The following is a 24438-nucleotide window of genomic DNA, read 5'->3' on the forward strand; positions in this document are numbered from 1 at the left end:
ATTTCATCTCCGTACTCGCCACCGTCAACAGGTGTGGTGAGCCTCCTGCAGCTTGTAGACGGGCGTCGGAATACCCTCCATCCGGGCCTTGAGCTGCAGCGCGAGATACCTCGAGTAGTGGCGGGACTGATGCAGGTTGCCCCCGTGGATCCACAGTTGCTCGACGTTGGTCGGCTTCCACATGTTGCGCAGCTCGCCCTCCCACGGTCCCGGGTCGCGCGTCGTGTCCGACCCGTAACCCCACACCTTGCCCACCCGGTCGGCAACTTCTTCAGAGACCAGGTCCACGAGCCACTGGTTCATCGATCCGTACCCGGTGGCGTACACGATGATGTCCGCCGGAAGGGTCCGGCCGTCGTCGAGCTCGACGCCGTCGGGCAGGATCCGCGACACCTGCCCGCTCTCGAGCGCGACCTCACCGTCGATCAACAGCTGACTCGCACCGACGTCGATGTAGTAACCCGACCCGCGCCTGAGGTACTTGAGGAACAGACCGGAACCGTCCTCCCCGAAGTCGAGGTCGAATCCCACCTCGCGCAACTGCTGGTAGAACTCCGCGTCCTTCTCCGCCATCTGCTCGTAGACCGGGATCTGCGCCCCCGGGAGCAGCCGGTAGGGCCACGAGGCGAAGAGCATGTCCGCCTTCTCCGTGGTCACACCGGCATCGAGAGCCTCTTCCGAGTAGAGAGGACCCAGTGCGAGGGACATCAGGGATTCACTGCGGGAGATGTGCGTGGATGAGCGCTGCACCATCGTGACGTGCGCACCGTGATCCCACAGAGCGGCGCAGATGTCGTGAGCCGAGTTGTTCGATCCGATCACCACGGCCCGCTTGCCCGCGACGTCGCCCTCGCCCGTGAACTCGGACGAGTGCCACTGCTGGCCGGTGAAGTCCTCCGAGCCCTCGAACCGCGGGACGTTCGGGTATCCCGACACCCCGAGCGCAAACACGAGTTGGGTCGGGCGCAGCGTGACCTTCTCGCCACGGCGGTCGACCTCGACCCGCCACGTCCCGGAGTCCTCGTCGAAGTCCGCCCTGAGGCACTCCGTCCCTGACCAGTAGTCGAGATCCATGATCGCGGTGTAGTGCTCGAGCCAGTCACCGACCTTGTCCTTCGCGGGGAACACCGGCCAGTCTTCGGGGAAAGGGATGTACGGCAGGTGGTCGTACCAGACCGGGTCGTGCAGGTGGAGCGACTTGTAGCGCTTGCGCCATGAGTCACCCGCCCGTTCGTTCTTCTCGATGACGATGGTGGGCACCCCGAGGCGCTTGAGACGAGCGGCGAGCCCGATACCACCCTGGCCTCCGCCGATGATGACGGCGTAGGGCTGCTCGGTGTACCCGAGGGTCTCCTGGCGCTCGGTCTTCTGTTCGAGCCAGGTCTTCCGGCCCCGGGTGACGACGTGCTCCACCCCCTGGTCGCGACTGTGCCGCTTTTTCTCCTCGTGGCCCTTGAGTTCCTGCAAGGTCGTCAGGAGCGTCCATGCCCGCCCGTCCCGTAGGCGCAGATGGCCCCACCCGCGGCCCGCGCCCGTCTCGAAACGCACCCACGCCTCCACCACCCCGTCGCTGTCGGTGGCGGGCTCGTCGAGGGCCCACCCGGACGGTTCGACGGCGGCGAGCTGGTCGCTCAGCATGTCGCGGATCTGGTCGCGACCCTCGAGTGTCCTGAGGTTCCAGGTGAAGGCGACGAAGTCGCGCCAGTACCCGTCGGTGTCGAACAGCTCGGCCGCCCGACCCGGGTCCCCCGACTGCAGGGCATCGTCGAAGGCCGTCAACCACCGTTCGGCCACTGTGTCCGGTTGAACGCGGTCGACGTCCGGACCCCCGGGGCCGCGGTCTGCCGGTGCTTGCTGAGTCTCGGTCATGTCCACTCCTCCACTTCCTGTAGCTTCTGGGATGACGTAGATCACACTTTCTTCCCAAGGGGGTGGCAATGTCGTTGCACGCGACGTTGCGGTTCTCCGACCCGGGGGCGTTCGCGGCGCAGTCGATCAGGGCGCACGAGTCCGCCCTGGCCGGTGGGCTCCCCCCCGATCTGGACTCACGGCTCCTGCGCGCATGGAGGCGCAGCGGGGAGGCCGGCGTCTCCCCCGACCAGGAACTCCCGGCGAGCGTGCTGTCCGGCGACGAACTCGTGACCGCTCGAGCGGACACCCCGCTGCGTCACATCGCGGACGACGTCGTCTCCTCACTGGCGGACACCTCCGCGGCCGGGCGACACGTGGTCGTCGTCTCCGATGTCCGTGGTCGCGTGCTCTGGCGCTCGGGCAGTGCGCAGGTGCTCCGTCGGGCGGACTCGATCGCGTTCGCCGAGGGGGCCGACTGGTCCGAGCGGGGTATCGGCGCCAACGGGATCTCGATGGCGCTGGACGCAGGGACGCTCACGCACGCCACTGCGGGGGAGCACTTCGTGCGCGCCCACCACGGGTGGACGTGTACGGCGAGTCCCATCAGGGACCCCCACGGACGGGTCCTCGGTGTCCTCGACGTCTCGCATCCCCTCCGGTTCTCGTGCGCCGAGACCGTCTCGCTGGTCCGGTGCGGTGTCCGGCTCGCCGAGACGCTGTTGACCGCCCGGGGCACCGCGACCCCCGCCGTCGCCCCCGGGCCGGATGCCCCCGGCCCGCACGACCCACATTCCGAACCCGATGGGACGCGCTCCCCCGTGACCTCGATCCGTCTTCTCGGGTGGAAGCCGGCGGTGGTCCGTGCCGACGGGACCTCCGTCGCCCTGACCCCGAGGCGGGCAGAACTCCTCGCGCTCCTGGCCTCGCGGGAGGCGTGGTCAGCGCGCGCCCTGTCCGAGGCCCTCTATGACGACGGGTCCGCCACGACCACGGTGAGGGGCGAGGTCCGGAGACTTCGCCAGGCCACCGGTCTGAGCATCGGATCGCAGCCCTACTGTCTGGCGGCGCACGAGCGGCAGTGTGTGGACTACTTGTCCGTCGAGCATCCTGATGACCTCCTGCCGGACTCGGAAATCCCGGCGATCGTCGACCTGCGGTACGGGATCTGACCCCGCACCCCTCCCGGCCGGTCCGTGACACCGGACACGCGGACCGAGGTGGCACAATCGCAAGGTATGACGCCTGAGACCACGGGACGAACGCTCCACCAGCTGCGCACTCTCGACCAGTCCTCCAAGCTCAAGGACGTCCTCTACGAGATCCGCGGGCCGGTACTGGCCAGGGCCAACCAGCTCGAGGCCGAAGGTCACCGCATCCTCAAGCTGAACATCGGCAACCCCGCGCCGTTCGGGTTCGAGGCGCCGGACGTGATCATGCGCGACATGATCGCCGCGCTCCCCCACGCGCAGGGCTACTCGGAGTCCAAGGGCATCCTGTCGGCCCGCCGGGCGATCTTCACGCGCTACGAGCTGGTCCCGGACTTCCCCCGTCTCAGCGTGGACGACATCTACCTCGGCAACGGCGTGTCCGAGCTCATCACCATGACGATGCAGGCGCTGCTGGACGACGGCGACGAAGTCCTCATCCCCGCACCGGACTACCCGCTGTGGACCGCCATGACCTCACTCGCCGGGGGCAGGCCCGTCCACTACCTCGCCGACGAGCAGGACGACTGGAACCCGTCGCTCGAGGACATCGCCTCCAAGATCACCCCGCGAACCAAGGCCATCGTGGTGATCAACCCCAACAACCCGACCGGCGCGGTCTACTCGCGTGAGGTCCTGCAGGGGATCGTCGATCTCGCCCGCGAGCACAGTCTGCTCATCCTGGCGGACGAGATATACGACCGGATCGTTTACGACGAGGCCGAGCACACCTCCATCGCCACCCTCGCCCACGACCTGCTCGTGCTGACCTTCAACGGACTGTCCAAGACCTACCGTGTGGCGGGCTACCGGGCGGGCTGGCTGGCGATCACGGGCCCCAAGGCTCACGCGGCCGGCTTCCTCGAGGGGTTGGAGCTCCTCGCGTCCACCCGACTGTGCCCGAACGTCCCGGCGCAGCACGCTATCCAGGTGGCGCTCGGTGGCTATCAGTCGATCAACGAGCTCATCGAGCCCGGCGGCCGGCTGCACGAGCAGCGGGGCATCGCGTGGGAGAAGCTCAACACGATCCCGGGCGTGAGCTGCGTCAAGCCCATGGGCGCGCTGTACGCCTTCCCCAAGCTGGACCCGAACGTCCACGAGATCCACGACGACCGGCTGTTCGCCCTCGACCTGCTCGAGCAGGAGCGGATCCTCATCACCCAGGGCACGGGTTTCAACTGGCCGGACCCCGACCACTTCCGGGTGGTCACCCTTCCCGCCTCCCGCGATCTGGGCGTGGCGATCGAGCGGATCGGCAACTTCCTGGCCTCGTACCGGCAGTAGCCCGGGGGCCGCGTCGGCCGGTGTCAGGTCGGCCGGGGTCAGGTCGACGGGTGTCCGGAGCGCATCGACGGGACGACCCCCGGCCCGGCGGGGGCCGCCCCAGTGCGGCGGGCGGCGCCCTCCGCCGGCACCCCGCGGCCGAGGGCGCGGTAGGTCCATCCGGCGGCGCGCCACAGGTCGGCGGGCATGCAGTTGCGCCCGTCCAACAGGACCCGACCTCGCGCCACCCCGGTGACCGCGGTCGGGTCCAGCTCGACGAACTCCGGCCACTCGGTGGCCACCAGCACCACGTCCGCGCCCTCACAGGCGGCCAACGCCGACTCGGCGTAGGTCAGCGTGGGGAACAACGCCCGGGCGTTGTCCAGGGCCTGCGGGTCGTACACCACCGCACTGGCACCCTTGAGCGAGAGCATCCCCGCCACGTTCAGCGCCGGCGAGTCCCGCACGTCGTCGGAGTTCGGCTTGAACGCCGCCCCCAACACCGCGACCGTCCGCCCGATGACGGTCCCGCCACACGCCTCGACGGTTAGGTCGACCATCCGCTCGCGCCGACGCATGTTGATCGAGTCGACCTCCCGTAGGAACGTCATCGCCTCGTCCGCACCCAGCTCACCGGCCCGCGCCATGAACGCCCGGATGTCCTTGGGCAGACAACCGCCACCGAAGCCCAGCCCGGCGTTGAGGAAGCGCCGCCCGATCCGCTTGTCCATACCGATCGCATCGGCCAGCACCGTCACATCGGCGCCGGCGGCCTCACACACCTCCGACACCGCGTTGATGAAGCTGATCTTGGTCGCCAGGAACGCGTTCGCGCTGACCTTGACCAGCTCGGCCGTCGCCAGGTCCGTCACGATCACCGGGCAGGGATCCGAGGCCAGGACCGGCGCGTACGCCTCCTCCACCCGGTCCCGCGCGAGCCCCTGCGCCCCCTCGCCACCGGCCAGACCGATCACGATCCGATCCGGCGTCAGGGTGTCCGCCACTGCGAAGCCCTCGCGGAGGAACTCCGGGTTCCACAGCACCTCGACGCGCACCCCGTCCGGGGCGCGGGAGTCGGCGATCTGTTGCAGCCGCGCGGCCGTGCCCACCGGCACCGTCGACTTGCCCACCACCGCCGCATCCGCGGACAGCAGGGGCGTCAGCCGCGCCACGACGTCCTCCACGTGCGAGGTGTCGGCGGCGAACTCACCCTTGCGCTGCGGGGTCCCGACCCCGATGAAGTGCAGGTCCGCGAACGCGGCCGCCTCGGCGTAGTCGGTGGTGAACCGCAACCGCCCCGACTCCACGTGCCGCAGCAGGATCTCCGGCAGCCCCGGCTCGTAGAACGGCACCTCGCCCCGGCGCAGCCGCTCGATCTTGGCCTCGTCGACGTCCACCCCCAGCACCTCGTGGCCCAGCTCGGCCATGCAGGCGGCGTGGGTGGCACCGAGGTACCCGGTCCCGAACACGGTCATACGCATGGCGCTGTTCTACCCCGTCGACGCGGCGCGGTGGGAACGGGCTGGTGAACGGAGGGCGAGCAGTGCGCGCCGGATGGCCGCCGCCGTCCGCCGGGTCACCGGAAGTTCAGGTACGCCTTGGAGGCGGTGGGGCCGCGCTGGCCCTGGTACTTCGAGCCCACGGAGGCACTGCCGTACGGGGTCTCGGCGGGACTGGAGAGCCGGAACAGGCACAGCTGGCCGATCTTCATCCCGGGCCACAGCGTGATGGGCAGGTTCGCCACGTTCGACAGCTCGAGGGTGATGTGGCCGTCGAACCCGGGGTCGATGAAGCCGGCGGTGGAGTGCGTGAGCAGCCCGAGCCGACCGAGTGAGGACTTGCCCTCGAGTCGCCCGGCCAGGTCATCGGGGAGCCGGAGCCGCTCGAGGGTGGCACCCAACACGAACTCGCCGGGGTGCAGGACGAACGGGTCCCCTTCGGCGGGTTCGACCAGCTCGGTGAGCTCGTCCTGCTGCTGCGCCGGGTCGATATGCGTGTAGCGGGAGTTGTTGAAGACGCGGAACATCCGATCGAGGCGGACGTCGATACTCGACGGCTGGATCAGCTCGGGGTCGAGGGGGTCGATGCCCAGCCGCCCGTCGGCGAGCTCGGAACGGAGGTCACGGTCGGAGAGCAGCACGGTCCTGAGGGTACCGCGCGCCTCCGGCGAGCAAGCGGAGCTGGGTCCCGAGCTCGGTGACGCTCGTGCACGCCTCGGCGAACGGCAGGCGTTCGCGCCGGGCGCGGCCCTCGCGGTCCGTCAGCTCGAGGTCGACGCCGGCACGGTCGATGCCGATCAGGAGGGGACGCTCGGAGGGTAGGCAGCGGCAGACGCGCAGGGCCAGCCGCGGGACCACCTGGCAGCGCGGGTCGTTGAGGTGATCGAGCCAGTGTCCCTCGAGGTCGGTGAAGGGGTCCGGTCCGGACGTGGCGAGGTCGTCGGGGGTGATGGCGGTGACGCCGGAGTCGTCGGTGAGCAGGATCGTGTCCGCCCGTAGCCGGACGAGGGCGGAATCGGACCCCACGCCGAGGAGTGCGGAGTCGGGGAGGTCTCGCGCGATGTGGCCGACGGCGACGCGCTGGGCGCGCGTGCCGAGCTGTTCAACCCGACCGTCGACGACGACGAGGCGGCGACACCGGCCCCGGGCCGCGCCCCCGAGGATCTCGTCGATCACCTCGAGACGGGCATGCACTCCGCCGAAGGGGATGGCGGCGGTGTCGGCCATCGGGATGACGAGACCGAGGTCGGCCGTTCCGGGCGTGCGGTGCACGAGGGCGACCGGGGGCGTGGCCGTGTCGGCGGAACCTGCGGCCACCGTCCCGGGCGAGGGGGAGGTGCCCAGGCTCAGCGTGGCCCTCGGGCAGCGCCGCAGTGCGGAGTCCGCCCGCTCGGCCGGCTCGGGGACGGGTCCCACCAGTGATCGCATGCCTCAACCCTCTCGCCATCGTGGTCCCGGCCTTTTCCGTTCCGGCGCCTCGGGGATGGTGGCGCCGGAACGGAAAAAACCGGAGCGGGGACGTGACTACCCGCAGCGATGAACTTAGGTAAGGCTTACCTGTATTGCAAGGGTTTTCCGGAAATCGTCGCGGAACGGCTCACCCGGACAGTGCCGCGAGTGCGCCCAGCACCTGTTCGGAGTCGTCGCAGACCTGCGGGAACGGCAGTCGGACGACGTCGCCGAACCCGCCCCCTGTCGAACGGAGGGAGAGGTCGACCCCATACCGGTCGATCGCCACGAGGCGCGGAGCCGTACCCGCGATCTGATGTCCCGCGCGCAGGGCGAGTCGGGACGCGAGGCCGGTGTCGGCCGCGAGACGGCGCAGCCACACCTGTTCGTCGACGCCGATCGGGTCGACCGACGCAGCGGCGAGGGCCGCGCGGGGCACCACGTGGACGCCGTCCGCGGCGAGGTAGGTGATCTCCAGCGGCTGCAGATCGCTCAGCCGGAGCGACCCACCCTCGGAGTTCGGGCCCGTCCCGCCCCCGTCGGCGGTGACCAGCCTGCGCCGACGTGCCGCGGACGAGGCCGTCACGATTCCGGAGATGATGACGACGCCCCGGGCGACGGTGCACTCGTCGTCGTCGCCCCCGGCACCTCGTCCCCCGCCCCGACCCGCGCCGCACGACGCGGGGCGGCCGTCCAGGGCGAACGACGGCCGCGGCGCGGATTCCCGGCACCGTCCGGTACAGACCGCGTCGACGATCTCGACCGTCGCGGTGGCACCGGCGGCGGCGATCCGGTCGGCGTCACCGGCGTCGCGCGACATGCCGCCGACATCGACCACCAGGACGACGACGCCGTCATCGCGCACCCGCGCGGAACGCAGCGGCCGCCTGAGCAACCCGGCCTCGACCGTGCCCGCCGCACCCCGGGCGAGCACCGTCCGTACCCGTTCGGCGATCGGCCGCTCGTTGACGTCGTCCACCACGCACCTCCTGAAAGGCTGCTTCCGCCGACCGGATCTCCGGTCGCTCAAAACGGACTGTCCTCCAGTTCAGCGCACGGCGGGTGCCTTTCGTTCCCGAACGGCCCCGGAAACCACGTGAGACCTGCCACATTCCTGGACCCCCGCGACCGGGCGGACCCCCCGGGAGCATTGGCGGATATGCACCGACCCTCGCTGACGTGGTGAAATGGGCGCATGGACGAGTTCAGGGACGAGCCCTCGAAGTACTTCTGGCGCTGGACCCAGTGGTCGTGGGTGTGCGTCGGCGTCGCCGTACTCATCGTGCTGATGGGGATCACCGGCGGCGGATCGGTCACGCCGTGGATCATCGGCGCGGTCGCCGTGGCGGTGATCGGTGGCGTGGCGTTCGGATTCGTCCCCCGCGCGTCACTGAACCAGCCCAAGCGGCCGATGACCACGAGCGCGAAGCGTCGGTCCGCCCGGAAGTGACCCCACCGCGCCTGCGGCCACCGGGGCTCGTGCTAACCTGAACCGGCATCCAGCAGGCACTGCCGATGTAGTTCAATGGTAGAACTTCTGCTTCCCAAGCAGACAGCGCGGGTTCGATTCCCGTCATCGGCTCCGCAGCCCGTACGGGCACCACGAGGGGCACCTCCATCACGGAGGTGCCCCTCAGTCGTCTCCTCGATCGGCCGCCAACGCGGGCCCTCTCCGACCACAGGCACCCTCTAGTGCACCGTGCACTACTCAAGACGTGAAGTTCGTCACATCTACCGATGTGTGGCCCGTCCGATCTCCGTAGTGTCCGAGATCACACCGGCGCTGACGAGGAGTAGATGTGCAACCCGGATACCTCCCCCGAACCCTGGCGGATCGCTTCGGCGACGCCCCCAGCATCAGGGATGACGCCACGCAGATGACCTTCCGCGAACTCGACCGGAAGGTGACCTCCGTCGCCGCCCAGTTCCGCGAACACGGTGTCACCAGGGGGGATGTGATCGCAGTGATGCTCCCCAACCGGAGCGAACTGGTGATCTCCATCTTTGCGGCCTGGTACCTCGGCGCAGCGGCCACCCCGATCAACCCGAACTTCACCCACGACGAGGCCGATCACCAGATCAACGACGCCGACGCCGCGCTCGTCGTGAACTCCGCACCTGACGCCCCCTCCGGCGGGCGACCGACGATTAGCGTCGATGACCTAAGGACGTCTGGAGGCGGCGCCGAGCTCGGCCCCGTTGGTCTGGCGGACGACGACCTCGCCCTGGTGATCTATACCAGCGGATCCACCGGGCGCCCCAAGGGCGTCATGCTGACCCACGCCAATGCCACGGCGATGTCCCGGACCATGGCCGACACCATGCGGATGACCGCCGAGGACCACTGCTTGCTCCTCCTTCCACTGTTCCACGTGAACGCCCTGATGGTCAGTCTCCTGGCACCCCTCCAGGTCGGTGCGCAACTGACGATCATGGGCGGCTTCGACGCCCCGAAGTTCTACGACACCGTCGAGCGCCTGCGGCCCACCTACTTCTCCGCCGTACCCACCATCTACGCACTGCTGCTCACCAGGGCGGGGGGCCGGCGACCGGACATGTCCTCGCTCAGGTTCGCCGTCTGCGGCGCGGCTCCGGCCACGCGAGAACTCCTGGCCGCGGCCGAGGACTTCTTCGACGTGCCCATCCTCGAGGGCTACGGCTTGACCGAGGCCACCTGCGCCTCGGCGGTCAACCCGATCGACGGCCCGCGCAAACCCGGCACCGTGGGACCGGCGCTACCCGGCCAGCGGATCCGGATCGTCGACGACGAGCTCCGTGACGTCCCCACCGGGCAGACCGGGGAGGTGCTGATCACCGGGGCCGTCGTGATGGCCGGCTACCTCAACATGCCGGAGGCGACCGCGTCGACGATCGTCGACGGATGGGTGCGCACAGGTGACGTGGGCCGGCTCGACGAGGACGGCTACCTCAGCATCGTCGACCGGATCAAGGACATGATCATCCGGGGCGGGGAGAACCTGTACCCCAAGGAGATCGAGAACGCCATCGGCAGCCTGCCGGGAGTACTCGAGGTCGCCGTGGTCGGCCGCCGGGATGACGTGCTCGGTGAGGTCCCCGTGGCCTTCGTCGTCCCCTACCCCGGCACGGAGCTGACACCCGACGCCGTGATCGCACACTGCCGTGAACGCCTCACCCGGGTGAAGGTGCCCGTCGAGGTGACCATCACGTCGGAACTGCCCAAGAACCCGGTCGGGAAGATCGACAAACCGCGCCTGCGCACCTCCCTCGTCGCCTGACCCTTCACCCCTCGTTCCCTCAACCTCACCCCCTCAACCCAACCCGAGAAGGAGTCCCCCATGGGGTTTCTACAAGCCGATGTCCCGGACATCGATCCCGCCAAGTTCGAGTCCATCCCGACGATGGAACGGATGAAACTGCTCGCTCACCACTGGGTGGAATTCGGATTCGGCGCGCCGAAGATCATGCACTCCCTGTATCTCATCAAGGGGCTGGTCTTCTTCATCGGCGGCTGGCTCGCCATCGGACTCTCCACGCCCGGACTCCCGCTGACCGACCTCGGCGCGTGGTGGGGCGAGGTGATCGTCTACCAGAAGGCCATGATCTGGGTGATCCTCTGGTCCGCCACCGGGTTCAACGAATCGTGGGGCCCGCTGGCGTTCAAGTTCAAGCCCAACACCGCCGGGTACCGCTACTGGATGCGGACCGGCACGCTGCGGCTCCCGCCCTGGCCGGACAAGGTCCCCTTCACCAAGGGGGATGAGCGCAGGGCCATCGACGTCGCGCTCTACTTCGCGATGCTCGCCACCCTCGCGCTGGGCCTGGTCCTGCCCGGGCAGCAGACCGCCGCCGCCTACAGCGAGGCCGGGCTCGTGCCCCTGTGGCCGTTCGTCACGTTCGTCGCGATCCAGCTGGTGATGGGCCTGCGGGACAGGGTCACGTTCCTGGCCTCCCGGCCGGAGCAGTACTCCGTCATCATGCTCGGCTTCGGTGTGCTCACCACCTTCGGCGCCGGCCACGTGGACATGATCATCGTCGCCAAGATCGCGATGTTCGCGGTGTGGTGGGGTGCGTTCATCTCCAAGATCGGTGTCCACTTCACGCCCACCGTGCAGACCATGCTCACCAACGGTCCGCTCATCAAGTCCAAGGCGCTGCGCCGGTCGCTCTACCGCAACGCCCCCGAGGACCTCATGCCCACCAAGGTGGCCTTCTTCGCCGCGCACGTCATGGGCACGATCGTCGAGTTCGTCGTCCCGCTCATCCTGCTGTTCACCACCAACTGGACCGTCGCGGTCCTGGCCGCCGCGTTCATGATGTGCTTCCACGTATTCATCTACTCGATGTTCGCGCTGGCCATGCCGCAGGAGTGGAACCTCTTCTACGTGTTCGCGACACCGATCGTGTTCCTGGCCTTCTTCGCCGGCGACGGGTACGCCCTGTGGGACGCGAGCAGCGTCTGGGTCGTGGTGGTCGCCGCGGTCCTCACCCTGACCGGTCCGATAGTCGGCAACTTCCGGCCCGACAAGATCTCGTTCCTCATCGGAATGCGTCAGTACGCCGGCAACTGGGCCTCCTCCACGATGGCGTTCCGCAACAACGGGTGCGAGGCCAAGTTGGACAACCCGGCCTTCGTGACGTCCATGACGTCCCCGCACAACCAGCTGTCGGCGCTGTTCGGCCCCGAGGGCGCGGAGATGTTCCTGCAGAAGACCACCGCGTTCCGGATGATGAACACCCAGGGCCGTGGCCACATGTCGATCATGCCGTCGGTCCTGGACAGCATGGAGAACTACCGCTTCCGCGAGGGCGAGGTGCTGTGCACCTTCTTCTCCGGGTGGCAGTTCGGCGACGGGCACCTGTTCGACGAGCGGACGATCGCGGCAGTGCAGAAGCGGTGCAACTTCGAACCGGGTGAGTTCATCAGCGTCTGGACCGAGTCTCAGCCGCTGCACAAGAAGACCATCGAGTACCGCGTGATCGACGCGGCCCTCGGGGTCGTCGAGCGTGGCCACTACGACGTCCGCGACGTGGTCACGGAGCAGCCGTGGCTTCCGAACGGACCCATCCCGTTCACCGTGACCTGGCGCCACCCGGAGTACCTGCCGGCCGATCAGCGGGCGTCCGCGAGCGTTCCCTCCTCCCCCGGCGCCGAGGGCCCGCTCACCGAGGTCTCCCTCACGGACGGTCGCGACGAGTCCACGGTCGGGATGAGCTGAGTCCATGCCTTCAGCGATCATCGTCGGTAGCGGACCCAACGGTCTCGCAGCCGCGTTGACACTGGCCGCCGATGGGGTCGATGTGACCGTTCTGGAAGCATCCGACTCCATCGGCGGCGGCACCAGGTCCGGCGAGATGACCTCGCCGGGCCTGCTGCACGACCAGTGTTCGGGATTCCACCCCCTCGCCGTCGACACCGGCTTCAGCCGCCAGTTCGACCTCGAGGCCCACGGCCTACGGTGGGCACTCCCGGAGGTCCAGTACTCGCACCCCCTCGACGGTGGCAGGGGCGCGGCGGTCTGGAGATCGGTCGACCGGACGGCCTCACACCTCGGCGCCGACGGCCAGTCCTACCGACGGATGTTCGGTGCACTCGACGCCCGGTTCCCCCAGATCGCCGAGGAGTTCCTCCAACCCCTCCTGCACATCCCGAACCATCCCCTCGTCCTCGCCCGCTTCGGGGCCTACGCCGCGATGCCGGCCAGCCTCCTCGCCCGCCGATGGCACGGCGACGAGGCCAGGGCACTGTTCGGGGGCGTCGCCGCGCACGCCTTCCGCCCGCTCGATTCCGTGATGTCCTCGGCGATCGGCGTCGCACTGGGCACGGCCGCGCACCGGTTCGGCTGGCCGGTCGCCGTGGGGGGGTCGGCGACGATCGCGACCACCATGGCGACGATGCTGGACGGACTCGGCGGCCGGATCGAAACGGGGATCACCGTTCGCGACCACCGGGAGCTCGGAAGGCCGGACGTGATCATGCTCGACACCTCTCCAGTCGCAGCTGCCCGGATCCTCGCCGGCATCCTGCCCCGGCGGGTCGACCGCGCCTACCGACGCTTCCGACACGGACCGGCCGCGTTCCAGGTCGCGTTCGCGGTCGAAGGCGGAATACCGTGGTCGCACGAGCCGTCCCGGGCGGCCGGCACCGTCCACGTGGGAGGCACCTTCGCCGAGATCGCCGCCGCCGAGCGGCAGGTCGTCCGAGGGGAGATGCCGCAGCGGCCCTTCATCCTGGTCGGCCAACAGTCCGTCGCCGACCCCGCCCGCGCGAAGAACGGGCTCCATCCCGTCGACGCCTACGCCCACGTCCCAGCCGGATGGACGGGCGACGCCACCCAGACGATCATCGACCAGATCGAACGATTCGCCCCCGGATTCCGCGACCGGGTCCACCAGATCCACACGCGCTCGACCCATGAACTCGAAGAGCACAACCCGAACTACGTGGGCGGGGATATCGTGACGGGTGCCAACGACCCTCGACAACTGGTGTTCCGGCCCCGGGTCGCCCTCGACCCCTACTCGACGGGAGTGCCCGGGATCTACATCTGCTCGGCGGCCGCCCCGCCCGGGGCGGGCGCCCACGGGATGGTCGGGTGGAACGCGGCGCGTTCCGCCCTGTCGTACCTGTCCAGACGGTGATCACGGAGGGAGGACACGGCGGGACCTGAGTCACCAGACTGACTCGATTCTGCCCGCACCCATGCTCAGCACAACACCACAAGATCCCGAGCGTCTCCGTGAACTGACCCGCCGCATCGGTCTCAGGCTCAGTTCACGGACCGCGGCGATCTCCGACAGCATGACCGCGGCCATCGAGGACGCCATCGGCGAGCTGACCGAGGAGGACACCCACACCGCTCTCCACGCCAGTGTGGCGAACAACGTCGAGGTCATCATCGATATGCTGACGCACACCAAGGACGCACACGACCTCCCTCCCCTGCCCGACGCCCTCCACTACGCCGTCGCGCTCGCCCGGAGGGACGTCTCCAGTGCCTCCCTCCGGCGCGCCTATCACGTCGGCTCCGACTGCCTCCTGGCCCACGTGTTCGACCAGGTGCAGGAGGTCGACTGCGAGGACCACGAGAAGCTGCCGCTCTACCATCACCTCGCCGGATGGCTGTTCCAGTACGTGGACGAGATAACCCGTACCGTCATCGCCGCGCACGAGGAGGAGCTGCGCTATTCCCACAACCAGGCGGCCCGTTCGATCAACGTGATCGTCAACCGGGTCCTGGAGCGGGAGGACATCGACCCCGCGGAGTTCGAGAGGGTCACGGGATACCGCCTGGGCCAGACACACGTCGCGTGCCGGGTGTGGATCGACGACTTCGGTGCCGTCGCCGATCAATCGCGACTCCTCGAGAACGTCGTGACCACTCTCGCCGGGAGGCTGGAGGTGAGCCGTGCGCCGCTGATGATCGCCACGGGCCGAGCCTCCGCCGAGGTGTGGTTCGGCATGGAGGGGCGCCGGCCCACGGTGGACACCCGGGTCATCGCGCCGATAGCTGCGGCGACCCCCGGTGCCCGGGTCTCCTTCGGAGCACCCGGCGCCGGGATCGAGGGGTTCCGGACCACCCGCACCCAGGCGGCGTTCGCCGCGACAGTCGCGCAGGTCTCCACCAGCGACGTGGCCCACGTGGTCTCGTACGCGGACGCCGGGATCCCCGTCATCGCGCGACTGGCCGAGGACATCGCGTCCACTCGCCGCTGGGTCCGCGAGGTTCTCGGCCGCCTGGCCCACGACACCGAGGATGCCGCCAGACAACGGGAGACGGTTCGGGTGTTCCTCGACTCGGCGGAGAACTACTCCGAGACGGCGGCCCACCTTCTCCTGCACAGGAACACGGTCAAGTACCGGCTGACCAAGGCGGAGCACGAACTGGGCAGACCACCGGGGTCCAGGCGGTTGGACACGCACCTGGCCCTCGCCGTCTGCCACGCCCTGGGCGGCGTGGTCCTGACTCCGGACGACCGCACGTCATCCGGCTGAGCACGCACACTGGTGGCGGACTCGACGGGCGCCGTTCGGAGTTCGGGCGTCGGTGCGATCAGATCCGGTCCGGAGTCGCGGGTCCGGGACTCGGCCGCTCAGTCGATTTGCCGTTGTCCCCGCCGCGACGGCGCAGCAGCTGGAACCCGGGGATGCCCGCGACGGCCTCGAGGCACTGTTGCGCCACCTCGAGTATCTGGTGGACCTCGGGCGCGACGGTGTCCAGGGAGGCCAGGACGGGCATGACGTCGTTCTCGAGGGAGTTGCCCAGTGCCGGCAGGTGGTCGATGAACTGGATGACCGCCTTGACCTCCTCGGGGTCGACCGACTCGAGGACGTCGTCGGCGATCGGCTCGAGCAGCCGGATCGTCTTGTCCGCCCACGCCAGGACCTCGGTCAGGCGGGTCGCCACGAGCCTGGCCTTGTCCGCATCCAGGTCCGCGTCCACGAGCAGCGCCTCCACGACGGGCTTGACCTGTGCCAACGCAGAATCCGCGAAGTCGACGAGGGGCACGACACGCTCGATGAGCCCGCCGGCGTCGAGCACCAGATCGTCGGCGGTGTCCACCGTCGTCCGGACGCGAGCCACCACGGTCTCCGCGGAGTCGATAGTGCTTCCCACCCGCACGACCACGCCCTCGGCGGAGTCGATCGTGCCGTCGACCCGGCGCACCACGCCCTCGGCGGAGTCGATCGTGCCGTCGACCCGGCGCACCACACCCTCGGCGGAGTCGATCGTGCCGTCGACCCGGCGCACCACACCCTCGGCGGAGTCGACGGTCGTCCCCACCCGGCCGACGATCCCGTCCGCGGCGGACACCGTGGCCTCCACCTCGTCGACCACGCGGTTGGCCTTGGCCACCGTGGTGCGGACACCGTCAACCGTGTCGACGGCCGTGGCCACGATCCCGTCGATCGCGCGCACCGTCCTGTTGACCTCGTCGAGGAGGTCCTGGATGCGCTCGACCACGTCCTCGACGTCGGCGAGAAGTGCGAGCACCCGGGCGGGCAGCAGGAGCAGCTCCCTGGCCATTCTCAACTCCCACTCCACGACTCGGAACGCCGTCCCCACCACGGAGGAGGCGGAGGGGACGCGGAGCTGGATGTCGGCCATGCGCTGATTGTGCCTGAACCGCCCACACCGGGCGGCCGGTCTGCACACCATGGGGACAGTCACGGTCCCGACCCTTCGGGCCGCGATCACAAAGGGGCGAGAGATGAACACACGCTGGGTCGCCGATTTCGCCGAGCTGCGGCTCGCCGACGCTCCGGAGTACGGCGGGAAGTCCGCCAATCTCGGGGAGATGACGGGCGCGGGGTTCCCCGTACCGCCGGGGTTCTCGGTGGGCCAATCCGCCTACCTCGCCGCGATGGACGCGGCCGGGGTCCGGACCCGTCTCCACGACCGCCGCGTCCCGGAGGAGGGGCTGAGCGAGGCGGACCTGATGTCCCTCGCGGCGGAGCTCAGCGGCACCGTCGCCGCGGTGGAGATGCCGCCCCGCCTGCGCGAGGACATCCTGGCCCACTACCGGTCGCTGGGGTCGGACGTCCCCGTGGCGGTCCGCAGTTCCGCGCCCGCGGAGGACGCCGGTGACACCTCGTTCGCGGGTATCCACGAGTCGTACACGGACGTGGTGGGCGAGGAGTCGGTGCTCGAGGCCGTGCGGGACTGTTGGTGTTCGCTGTGGACGCCGCGCGCCATGACCTACCGGGCGGTGACGGGGTACGACGACGAACCGTCGATCGCGGTGGTGGTGCAGAAGATGGTCCGTTCCGACACCTCGGGCGTGGCCTTCACCGCCGATCCCCGCACCTCCCAGGTCGACCGGGTGGTGATAGAGGCGGCGTTCGGGCTCGGCGAGGTGGTGGTGGGCGGCAAGGTCGAGCCCGACACCTACGTCGTGTCCAAAGCCGACCTGCGGATCCTCGCCGTGCACGTGGGCCGGAAGGTCGCCCGGATCGTCGCGGGCCGCACGGCGGACGGGCTCGTCCCCGTCCCGGAGGCCGAGCAGCTGAACCGTGTGCTCGACGACGACCAGGTGCGCCAGGTGGCCCGCCTGGCCGTCATGTCGGAGCAGCACTACGGCCTGCCGCAGGACACCGAGTTCGCCTTCGAGGACGGTGAGCTCTACATCGTGCAGACCCGCCCGATCACCACGCTGGACACCGATGCCGCCCACGCGGATGCTCCGGTCGGCACCGGGGGCGCCGGGGACGGGGTGGCGCCGATCGTCTCCGGCCTCGGCGCGGGGCCGGGCACCGCGATCGGGACCGCGCGGGTCCTGACGGAACTGGCGGACGGGGTGAACCTGGCCGCCGGCGAGATCCTGGTGGCGACGATGACCGATCCCGACTGGTTGCCGATCCTCCAGCGCGCCGCCGCGATCGTCACCGATGAGGGCGGCGTCACCTGTCACGCCGCCATCGTCGGGCGCGAACTGGGGCGCCCGGTGATCGTGGGCACGCGGTCCGCGACGACCGACATCGCCGACGGGCAGACCATCACCGTCGACGGCACCGCCGGCGTCGTCTACCCCGGAGAGGTCCGCGAGGCCGCACCACCGCAGGCTCCCGCCGATGCCGCCGCGGCTCCCGAGGTGCGTACCCGGGAGATCACCGCCACGGCCGTCTACGTCAACCTCGCGACCCCGGACGCCGCGGCGCGGGTCGCGGCGATGGACGTCGACGGCGTGGGCCTGCTGAGAGCGGAGTTCCTCATCACGAGCGCGCTGCAGGGGCTGCACCCGCGCAGGCTCGTCGAGGAGGGCAGAGCCGAGGAGTACGTGGAACGGATGGCCGCGGGGATCAGCACCATCGCCGCCGCCTTCGATCCCAGGCCCGTGGTGTACCGGGCCACCGACCTGCGATCCAACGAGTTCCGGGGACTGCTCGGCGGGGAGGTGGAGGCCGAGGAACGCAATCCGATGATCGGGTACCGCGGCTGCTTCCGCTACACCCGGGAACCGGACCTGTTCCGGTTGGAGCTCGATGCGCTCGCCCGGGTGCGGCAGCGGCACCGGAACCTGCACCTGATGATCCCGTTCGTCCGGACCGGCTGGGAACTGCGTGCCTGCCTGGACATAATCGACGCACACCCGATCGGGCGCGACACCGGGCTCAGGCGATGGATCATGGCCGAGGTCCCCTCGGTGGTGCACTGGATCCCCGAGTACGCGGCGATGGGCATCCACGGGGTGTCGATCGGCTCCAACGATCTCACCCAGCTGACGTTGGGGGTCGACCGTGACTCGGAGGTGTGTGCGGACCTGTTCGACTCGATGGACCCGGCGGTCCTGGCCTTCATCGACCAGATCATCGACCGCTGCCACGAGTCGGGCCTCACCGTGTCGCTGTGCGGACAGGCCGCGTCGACCGATCCCCGTATGGCGGAACACCTCGTCCGCAAGGGGGTCACGTCCGTCTCCGTCACGCCGGACTACGCGGAGTTGACCCGGCGGACCGTCGCCCGGGCCGAGCGGACCATCCTGCTCGATGCCGCCCGAGCGGTCCCCCGCCCGGGACGTGACCGACCCACCGGGCGCTCTCGCAGGTCCTCGCCGTAATCAGAGCCTTTCCTCACCTTGGACTGATTGCTGACAACGCACTAGCATCTGTCTTGTTACCGGCGAGTAGGTTCCGGCGTACCAGTGGTTGCGGGCACCGGCTCCTCGGGCGCGACACATTTCATGACACCGCACTCCGAACGGAGAAGACCGTTATGGGTCACTACAAGAGCAACGTCCGGGATCTCGAGTTCAACATGTTCGAGGTCCTTCGTATGAACGAGGCACTCGACGCCGGCGAGTTCGGCGACATGGACACCGAGACCGCCAAGGGCATCCTCGCCGAGGTCGCCACCCTCGCCGAGGGGCCGGTCGCCGAGTCCTTCGCGTCCGCCGACCGCAACCCTCCGGTGTTCGACCCGGAGACCCACTCGGTCTCGATCCCCGAGGACTTCAAGAAGTCGTTCAAGGCCTGGTTCGACGCCGGTTACTGGTCCATGGGCCTGCCCGAGGAGATCGGCGGCATGCCGGCTCCCCGCGCCATGGTCTGGGCCACGGGCGAGATGATGCTCGGCGCCAACCCGCCGGCGTTCATGTACTCGGCCGGCCCGTCGTTCGCCGCGGTGCTCTTCGAGAACGGCACCGAGGAGCAGAAGAAGTGGGCCGCGACCTGTGCCGAGCGCGGCTGGGGCGCCACCATGGTGCTCACCGAGCCCGACGCGGGTTCGGACGTCGGTGCCGGCCGCACCAAGGCGATCCAGCAGGACGACGGTTCCTGGCACATCGAGGGCGTCAAGCGCTTCATCACCTCGGCCGACGCCGACGACATGTTCGAGAACATCTTCCACCTGGTCCTCGCTCGCCCCGAGGGTGCCGGCCCCGGCACCAAGGGCCTGTCGCTGTTCTTCGTGCCGAAGTTCCACTTCGACTTCGAGAAGAACGAGATGGGCGAGCGCAACGGCGTGTTCGTCACCGGTGTCGAGCACAAGATGGGCATCAAGGCTTCCACCACGTGTGAGGTCACCTTCGGCGGCCACGGTGTCCCCGCCAAGGGCTGGATGGTCGGCGGTGACGTGCTCAACCAGGGCATCCGTCAGATGTTCGACGTCATCGAGCACGCCCGCATGATGGTCGGAACCAAGGCCATCTCGACCCTGTCGACCGGGTACCTCAACGCTCTGGAGTTCGCCAAGGAGCGCGTCCAGGGTGGCGACATGACCGAGATGGCCGACAAGACCGCTCCGCGCGTGACCATCACCCACCACCCGGACGTGCGTCGTGCGCTGATCCGCCAGAAGGCGTTCGCCGAGGGCCTGCGCGCCGTGTACATGTACACCGCCGCCCACCAGGACCCCGAGACCGCCCTGCGGGCGTCCGGCGCAGACGCCGAACTCGCCCACCGGGTCAACGACCTGCTGCTGCCGATCGTCAAGGGCGTCGGCTCCGAGCGCGCCTACGAGCTGCTCACCGAGTCCCTGCAGACGTTCGGCGGGTCGGGCTTCCTGCAGGACTACCCGATCGAGCAGTACATCCGCGACGCCAAGATCGACTCCCTCTACGAGGGCACCACCGCGATCCAGGCCCAGGACTTCTTCTTCCGCAAGATCGCCCGTGACCGCGGCACCGCCGTGGGCCACGTGTCGGCGCAGATCAAGAAGTTCCTGGCCGAGGACGCGTGCGGCGGCCAGCTGTCCGCTGAGCGTGAGCTGCTGGCGACCGCCCTCGCGGACGTCGAGGCCATGATCGGCACCTGCTTCGATCACCTCATGGGCTCGCAGGAGGACCCCAAGCGTCTGTACACGGTCGGGCTCGCCTCGGTCCGCGTGCTCATGGGCTTCGGTGACCTCATGATGGGCTGGCGTCTGCTGGTCGGCGCCGAGGTCGCCCTCGGCGCACTGGACGGGGCGTCCGACGACGACAAGGACTTCTACAACGGCAAGATCGCCGCGGCCCGGTGGTTCGCGACGAACGAGCTGCCCCTGCTCACCGCCACCCGCGGGATCGTCGCCGGTCTCGGCAACGAGCTCATGGAGCTGGACGAGTCCGCGTTCTGATCCCCACCTGACGGGCCCGTCCGGGTCCTCACCGTCGATCCGCCGCCCACGCCCGGGCGGCGGATCGACCCGTTTCGCCGGGCGCGAGCGGCCCGCCACCCACGAATCCGCTACCCGGATTCCGGATCCGCTACGCCTATGGGAGTAGCGGATCCGGAATCCGGGTAGCGGATTTCTGGTTCTAATTGCCGGGCAGGCCGGGGATGCGGATCTCCGGCAGGCCCGGGATGCGGATCGGGCCGCCGGGTCCCGGCAGCGGCGGCGGTGGCGGGGCGGGGTCGTCGCGGGGCGCCGGTGGCTCGACCCGACACTCGATGCGGTCCCGCGGTGCGTAGGAGGACGAGACGGTGTCCGTACTGACGGTCTCGTCGCCTCGCAGGACGACCCGCGTCACGCGTGCGGTGTACCCGTCCTCGCCCGCGCTCGGGGTGCAGCCGGCGGTGGTGACGACCCGGGTCTGGGCCCGCCGGATGTCGGTACGGGGAGCCGTCGACACCCTCACTGTGTACTCGGGCGTCCCCCACAGCCGGACCGTCACCGAGTTGCCGCTGCCCGAGGCGTCGATCACCAGCCCGGCGCCCTGGGCGTTGCGGAACCCGACGTCGGCCGAGGCGGTGGCATCGCGGCCGGCCGGGAACGCGTCGCCGTCGACGCCCCGGGAGCTGTGCACGAGGTCCTGTGCTCCGGCCTCGAAGGCCGCGTTGAACAGGGCGGTGGCCACGGCATCCGCGGAGACGTCCCCGGAGACGGTGCCGGCGACCTCCGCCATGGAGAAGCTCTCGCCGGCGGGGATGTAGTGCCCGGCCAGAGAGGCGATCATGGACTGGGCCCGGCCGCTCGCGCCGACGGTGACTGTGAACTGGCCGACGGGCTCGCGGATGCCCGCCCGTTCGGCCTCCTCCGTGGTCAGCTCGGGGTCGCGACCCACGTACCCGACGGGGAGCACCCGCGGGCCCTCGACGTCGGTGAGCTGACCGGGCAGCGCCCCCAGCAGCGGCCCCCACTCGACGGTTCGCCCCTGCACCGCGGGCACGACCGTGGCTCTCGTGCCGCTGAACTCGAAGGACGCGTCCCTGCCCTCCTGTTCGGTCACCTCGAGCAGCGGGTCCAGAATCCCCTTGGCCGCGTCGGCGTCGAAGCGGGGCTCGAGGACCCCGCCCACACGGACGAAGCTGAGGTACTCCCCGATCCGATCACGCGGGAACTGCACCGGCACCGCGCCCGGGTCCTCCGGCTCGACCATCTCGATCTCCCGCTCGGCGGGTTCGGGCCGCTCACGTCCCGGCGCCGGCGGCGGGGCCGGGAGCCTGGTCGTGATCGTCGTGGTCGCCGGTTCGGTACCGTCGTCGCGCATCCGCGAGGCCATCAGCGTCAGGTCCCGGGACGCGGCGGGCTCGGCGATGTCCCGGATGAGGGCGCGCACCTGCTCGGCGTCCGTCTCGGTGGGCGTGAAGTCGACGGACAGGTCCACACCGTCGTCGTCGAGCCAGTGCTCGAGCACCGCGTCGCGCGAGTCTTCGATCCGGAGACGCTGCCCGTCGAGTGGGATGGCCGACCGGACCTCGTCGCGGTCGAACCAGATGGCGCCCTCGCGGGGTTCGAAGTCCGCCTGGAGGGCGAGTCGCTCGAGGAAGTCGGTCAGGCGGGCGTCCGGGATGACGCTGGCGATGCCCACCTCGGTCGACCACACCAGGCTGATCAGCCGCTTCAGCGGGTTGAGGGGCTGCTCACCACCGCGGTCGAGCGTGCCCTGCCAGTCCACCGACAGCCCGACCGACCGGGGGTCCAACGTGGTCGTGACGGCCCCGGCGCGGAGGTCCACCTCGTCGTCGACCCTCGGTCCGAGTTCGGTGATCAGTCGCTGCTCGGCGTCGGCCGTGCGCATCCCGCCCACCTGGATCCCGGCGACCTCGGTGCCGCGCGGGACCCGGCCGATGCTCTGCACCAGGTCGAAGCCGTACAGCACCGCTAGCGCCATGAACAGGCCGACGCCGGTGTGGAGCCACCGCGAGCGCACCCGGTAGCGCCGCCGATCGGACGCGGCCGGGTGTCGGCCCGCACCCTCGATCTCGACGGGGCGTGCCGGGGCGTTGTCGTCGGGGAACTCGTCCACGCGCTATCCGCCTCCTCCCGAGCGGGGGACGACGGAACCCGGCGGGCCGTCGACCGGGATGTCCCCGCCCGAACCACTGTGAACACACTATGACCGACTGGCACCGAGGAGTGCAGCCCCCGCGCCGGACGCGGGGGCTGCACTTTCACGGGCGATGCTCCGCGGGCTCGACCCGCAGGCGGATGTTCCAGGGGCGGGGTCAGCGCTCCACGATCGCGGTGACGCCCTGGCCTCCGGCGGCGCAGACGGAGATCAGCGCCCGGCCGGAGCCCTTCTGCTCCAGCAGCTTGGCCGTGGCGGCCAGGATGCGGCCGCCGGTGGCGGCGAACGGGTGGCCGGCCGCCAGCGAGGAACCGTTGACGTTGAGCTTGGAGCGGTCGATCGAGCCCAGGGCCTTGTCCAGTCCCAGCCGCTCCGTGCAGTACTCGTCGGACTCCCACGCGGCCAGGGTGGCCAGCACCTGCGAGGCGAACGCCTCGTGGATCTCGTAGTAGTCGAAGTCCTGGAGGGTGAGGCCGTTGCGGGCCAACAGACGCGGCACCGCGTAGGTGGGGGCCATGAGCAGCCCGTCGGGCGTACGGCCGTCGTGACCGTGGACGAAGTCGACCGACGCGGTCTCGGAGTCCACCAGGTACGCGCGGACCGGGAGCTTGTTCTCCCTGGCCCACTCCTCGCTGGCCAGCAGCACGGCGGACGCGCCGTCGGTGAGCGGGGTGGAGTTGCCGGCGGTCATGGTCGCCTCGGTGCCGTGGGCCTCGGCGTCGCGCTTGCCGAAGACGGGCTTGAGCTTGGCCAGCTTCTCCTCGGAGGAGTCGGGCCGCATGTTGTCGTCGCGGGCCACGCCGAGGTAAGGGGTCACCAGGTCGTCCTGGAAGCCGGACTCGTAGGAGGCGGCGAGGTTGTGGTGGCTGGCGGCGGCCAGGGCGTCCTGGTCCGCGCGGGTGACGCCCATCTCGCGGGCGGTGATGGCGGCGTGCTCACCCATCGACAGACCGGTGCGCGGCTCGGCGTTCTGCGGCTGCTCGGGCACGAGACCCTGCGGACGGATCTCGCCGAGGAGCTTGAGTCGGTCGACCGTCGACTTGGCGGAGCTGACCTTGATGAGCGTCTTGCGCAGGTCGTCGTTGACCGCCAGCGGCGCGTCCGAGGTGGTGTCGGTGCCGCCGGCGATGCCGGACTCGATGCGACCGAGGGCGATAGCGTCGGCCACCTGGATGGCGGCGGCCAGGCCGGTTCCGCAGGCCTGCTGCACGTCGTAGGCCGGGCTCGACGAGTCCAGCACGGAACCGATGACCGATTCCCGGGTGAGGTTGAAGTCGCGGGAGTGCTTGAGCACGGCACCCGCGACGACCGACCCGATGCGCTTGCCCTGGAGGTTGTAGCGGCTCGCCAGTCCGTCGATCGCGGCGGTGAGCATGTCCTGGTTGGAGGCGTCCGCGTACTTGCCGTTCGAGCGGGCGAAGGGGATTCGGTTGCCGCCGACGATGGCGACCTTGCGGGGGCTGGTGGTCACGTGTGTCACTCCC

The 24438-nt window shown here is 69.6% G+C and carries 17 protein-coding genes and 1 tRNA gene; 10 read left to right on the forward strand and 8 right to left on the reverse strand.

Annotated features, from left to right (window positions below; translation table 11 throughout):
• Positions 1-24: 24 nt before the first annotated feature.
• Entirely contained in the window at positions 25-1869 is a 1845-nt protein-coding gene (locus L8M95_RS08030; RefSeq protein WP_260488954.1) for an NAD(P)/FAD-dependent oxidoreductase, read from the reverse strand.
• Between the two features lie 68 nt (positions 1870-1937).
• Here L8M95_RS08030 and L8M95_RS08035 point away from each other — a divergent pair, with 68 nt between their 5' ends.
• Both L8M95_RS08035 and L8M95_RS08040 read left to right on the forward strand, forming a co-directional pair.
• Positions 1938-3020 carry a helix-turn-helix domain-containing protein gene (locus tag L8M95_RS08035; RefSeq protein WP_260488955.1) on the forward strand — a complete coding sequence of 361 codons (1083 nt, stop codon included), beginning with the start codon at positions 1938-1940 and terminating at the stop codon, positions 3018-3020.
• A gap of 66 nt (positions 3021-3086) precedes the next feature.
• Positions 3087-4340, forward strand: coding sequence for a pyridoxal phosphate-dependent aminotransferase (locus tag L8M95_RS08040; protein ID WP_312027452.1), 1254 nt, complete (start codon positions 3087-3089; stop codon positions 4338-4340).
• Between the two features lie 38 nt (positions 4341-4378).
• Here the strand turns inward: L8M95_RS08040 and L8M95_RS08045 are convergent, their stop codons facing one another.
• The 4 genes from L8M95_RS08045 to L8M95_RS08060 all read right to left on the reverse strand — a co-directional run bounded on the left by L8M95_RS08045 (position 4379) and on the right by L8M95_RS08060 (position 8246).
• Entirely contained in the window at positions 4379-5800 is a 1422-nt protein-coding gene (locus L8M95_RS08045; RefSeq protein ID WP_260488956.1) for a UDP-glucose/GDP-mannose dehydrogenase family protein, read from the reverse strand.
• Positions 5801-5895: 95 nt separating this feature from the next.
• On the reverse strand, positions 5896-6459 hold the full coding sequence (gene dcd, locus L8M95_RS08050; protein ID WP_260488957.1) for a dCTP deaminase: 564 nt from the start codon (positions 6457-6459) through the stop codon (positions 5896-5898).
• Positions 6440-7246, reverse strand: a complete 807-nt coding sequence (locus L8M95_RS08055; RefSeq protein ID WP_260488958.1) for a hypothetical protein — start codon at positions 7244-7246, stop codon at positions 6440-6442. Before L8M95_RS08055 ends, dcd begins: the two co-directional genes overlap by 20 nt.
• A 169-nt stretch (positions 7247-7415) precedes the next feature.
• Complete coding sequence (locus tag L8M95_RS08060) at positions 7416-8246, reverse strand: DUF2470 domain-containing protein (protein WP_260488959.1); 831 nt, start codon at positions 8244-8246, stop codon at positions 7416-7418.
• A gap of 216 nt (positions 8247-8462) precedes the next feature.
• Here L8M95_RS08060 and L8M95_RS08065 point away from each other — a divergent pair, with 216 nt between their 5' ends.
• The 6 genes from L8M95_RS08065 (at position 8463) to L8M95_RS08090 (ending at position 15242) form a co-directional block, all read left to right on the forward strand.
• On the forward strand, positions 8463-8717 hold the full coding sequence (locus tag L8M95_RS08065; RefSeq protein ID WP_260488960.1) for a hypothetical protein: 255 nt from the start codon (positions 8463-8465) through the stop codon (positions 8715-8717).
• 61 nt (positions 8718-8778) lie between these two features.
• Positions 8779-8849: transfer RNA gene (locus tag L8M95_RS08070), tRNA-Gly, on the forward strand.
• 217 nt (positions 8850-9066) lie between these two features.
• Complete coding sequence (locus L8M95_RS08075) at positions 9067-10524, forward strand: class I adenylate-forming enzyme family protein (RefSeq protein WP_260488961.1); 1458 nt, start codon at positions 9067-9069, stop codon at positions 10522-10524.
• A gap of 60 nt (positions 10525-10584) precedes the next feature.
• A complete protein-coding gene (locus tag L8M95_RS08080) occupies positions 10585-12465 on the forward strand; it encodes a DUF3556 domain-containing protein (protein WP_260488962.1) in 1881 nt (626 codons plus the stop codon).
• Between the two features lie 4 nt (positions 12466-12469).
• Complete coding sequence (locus L8M95_RS08085; RefSeq protein ID WP_260488963.1) at positions 12470-13888, forward strand: NAD(P)/FAD-dependent oxidoreductase; 1419 nt, start codon at positions 12470-12472, stop codon at positions 13886-13888.
• A gap of 61 nt (positions 13889-13949) precedes the next feature.
• Positions 13950-15242: a CdaR family transcriptional regulator gene (locus tag L8M95_RS08090; RefSeq protein ID WP_260488964.1), complete on the forward strand. Its 1293-nt coding sequence runs from the start codon at positions 13950-13952 to the stop codon at positions 15240-15242.
• A gap of 58 nt (positions 15243-15300) precedes the next feature.
• On the opposite strand, the gene L8M95_RS08095 is transcribed toward L8M95_RS08090, so the two are convergent.
• A complete protein-coding gene (locus L8M95_RS08095; protein ID WP_260488965.1) occupies positions 15301-16356 on the reverse strand; it encodes a methyl-accepting chemotaxis protein in 1056 nt (351 codons plus the stop codon).
• 103 nt (positions 16357-16459) lie between these two features.
• On the opposite strand from L8M95_RS08095, the gene ppsA reads away from it, so the two are divergent.
• Together ppsA and L8M95_RS08105 are read left to right on the forward strand one after the other, a co-directional pair.
• Positions 16460-18805, forward strand: a complete 2346-nt coding sequence (ppsA, locus tag L8M95_RS08100) for a phosphoenolpyruvate synthase (RefSeq protein ID WP_260488966.1) — start codon at positions 16460-16462, stop codon at positions 18803-18805.
• A 155-nt stretch (positions 18806-18960) separates the two neighbouring features.
• Positions 18961-20799 carry an acyl-CoA dehydrogenase gene (locus tag L8M95_RS08105; RefSeq protein WP_260488967.1) on the forward strand — a complete coding sequence of 613 codons (1839 nt, stop codon included), beginning with the start codon at positions 18961-18963 and terminating at the stop codon, positions 20797-20799.
• Positions 20800-20980: 181 nt separating this feature from the next.
• Here L8M95_RS08105 and L8M95_RS08110 read toward each other — a convergent pair whose 3' ends face one another.
• Together L8M95_RS08110 and L8M95_RS08115 are read right to left on the reverse strand one after the other, a co-directional pair.
• The gene (locus L8M95_RS08110) at positions 20981-22912 is read right to left on the reverse strand and encodes a VanW family protein (protein WP_260488968.1); all 1932 of its coding nucleotides are present in this window, start codon (positions 22910-22912) and stop codon (positions 20981-20983) included.
• A gap of 199 nt (positions 22913-23111) precedes the next feature.
• A complete protein-coding gene (locus L8M95_RS08115; protein WP_260488969.1) occupies positions 23112-24425 on the reverse strand; it encodes an acetyl-CoA C-acetyltransferase in 1314 nt (437 codons plus the stop codon).
• Positions 24426-24438: the final 13 nt, after the last annotated feature.

Origin of the sequence: Dietzia sp. B32 (assembly GCF_024732245.1) — a bacterium.
In the GTDB taxonomy this organism is placed as follows: Bacteria; Actinomycetota; Actinomycetes; order Mycobacteriales; family Mycobacteriaceae; genus Dietzia.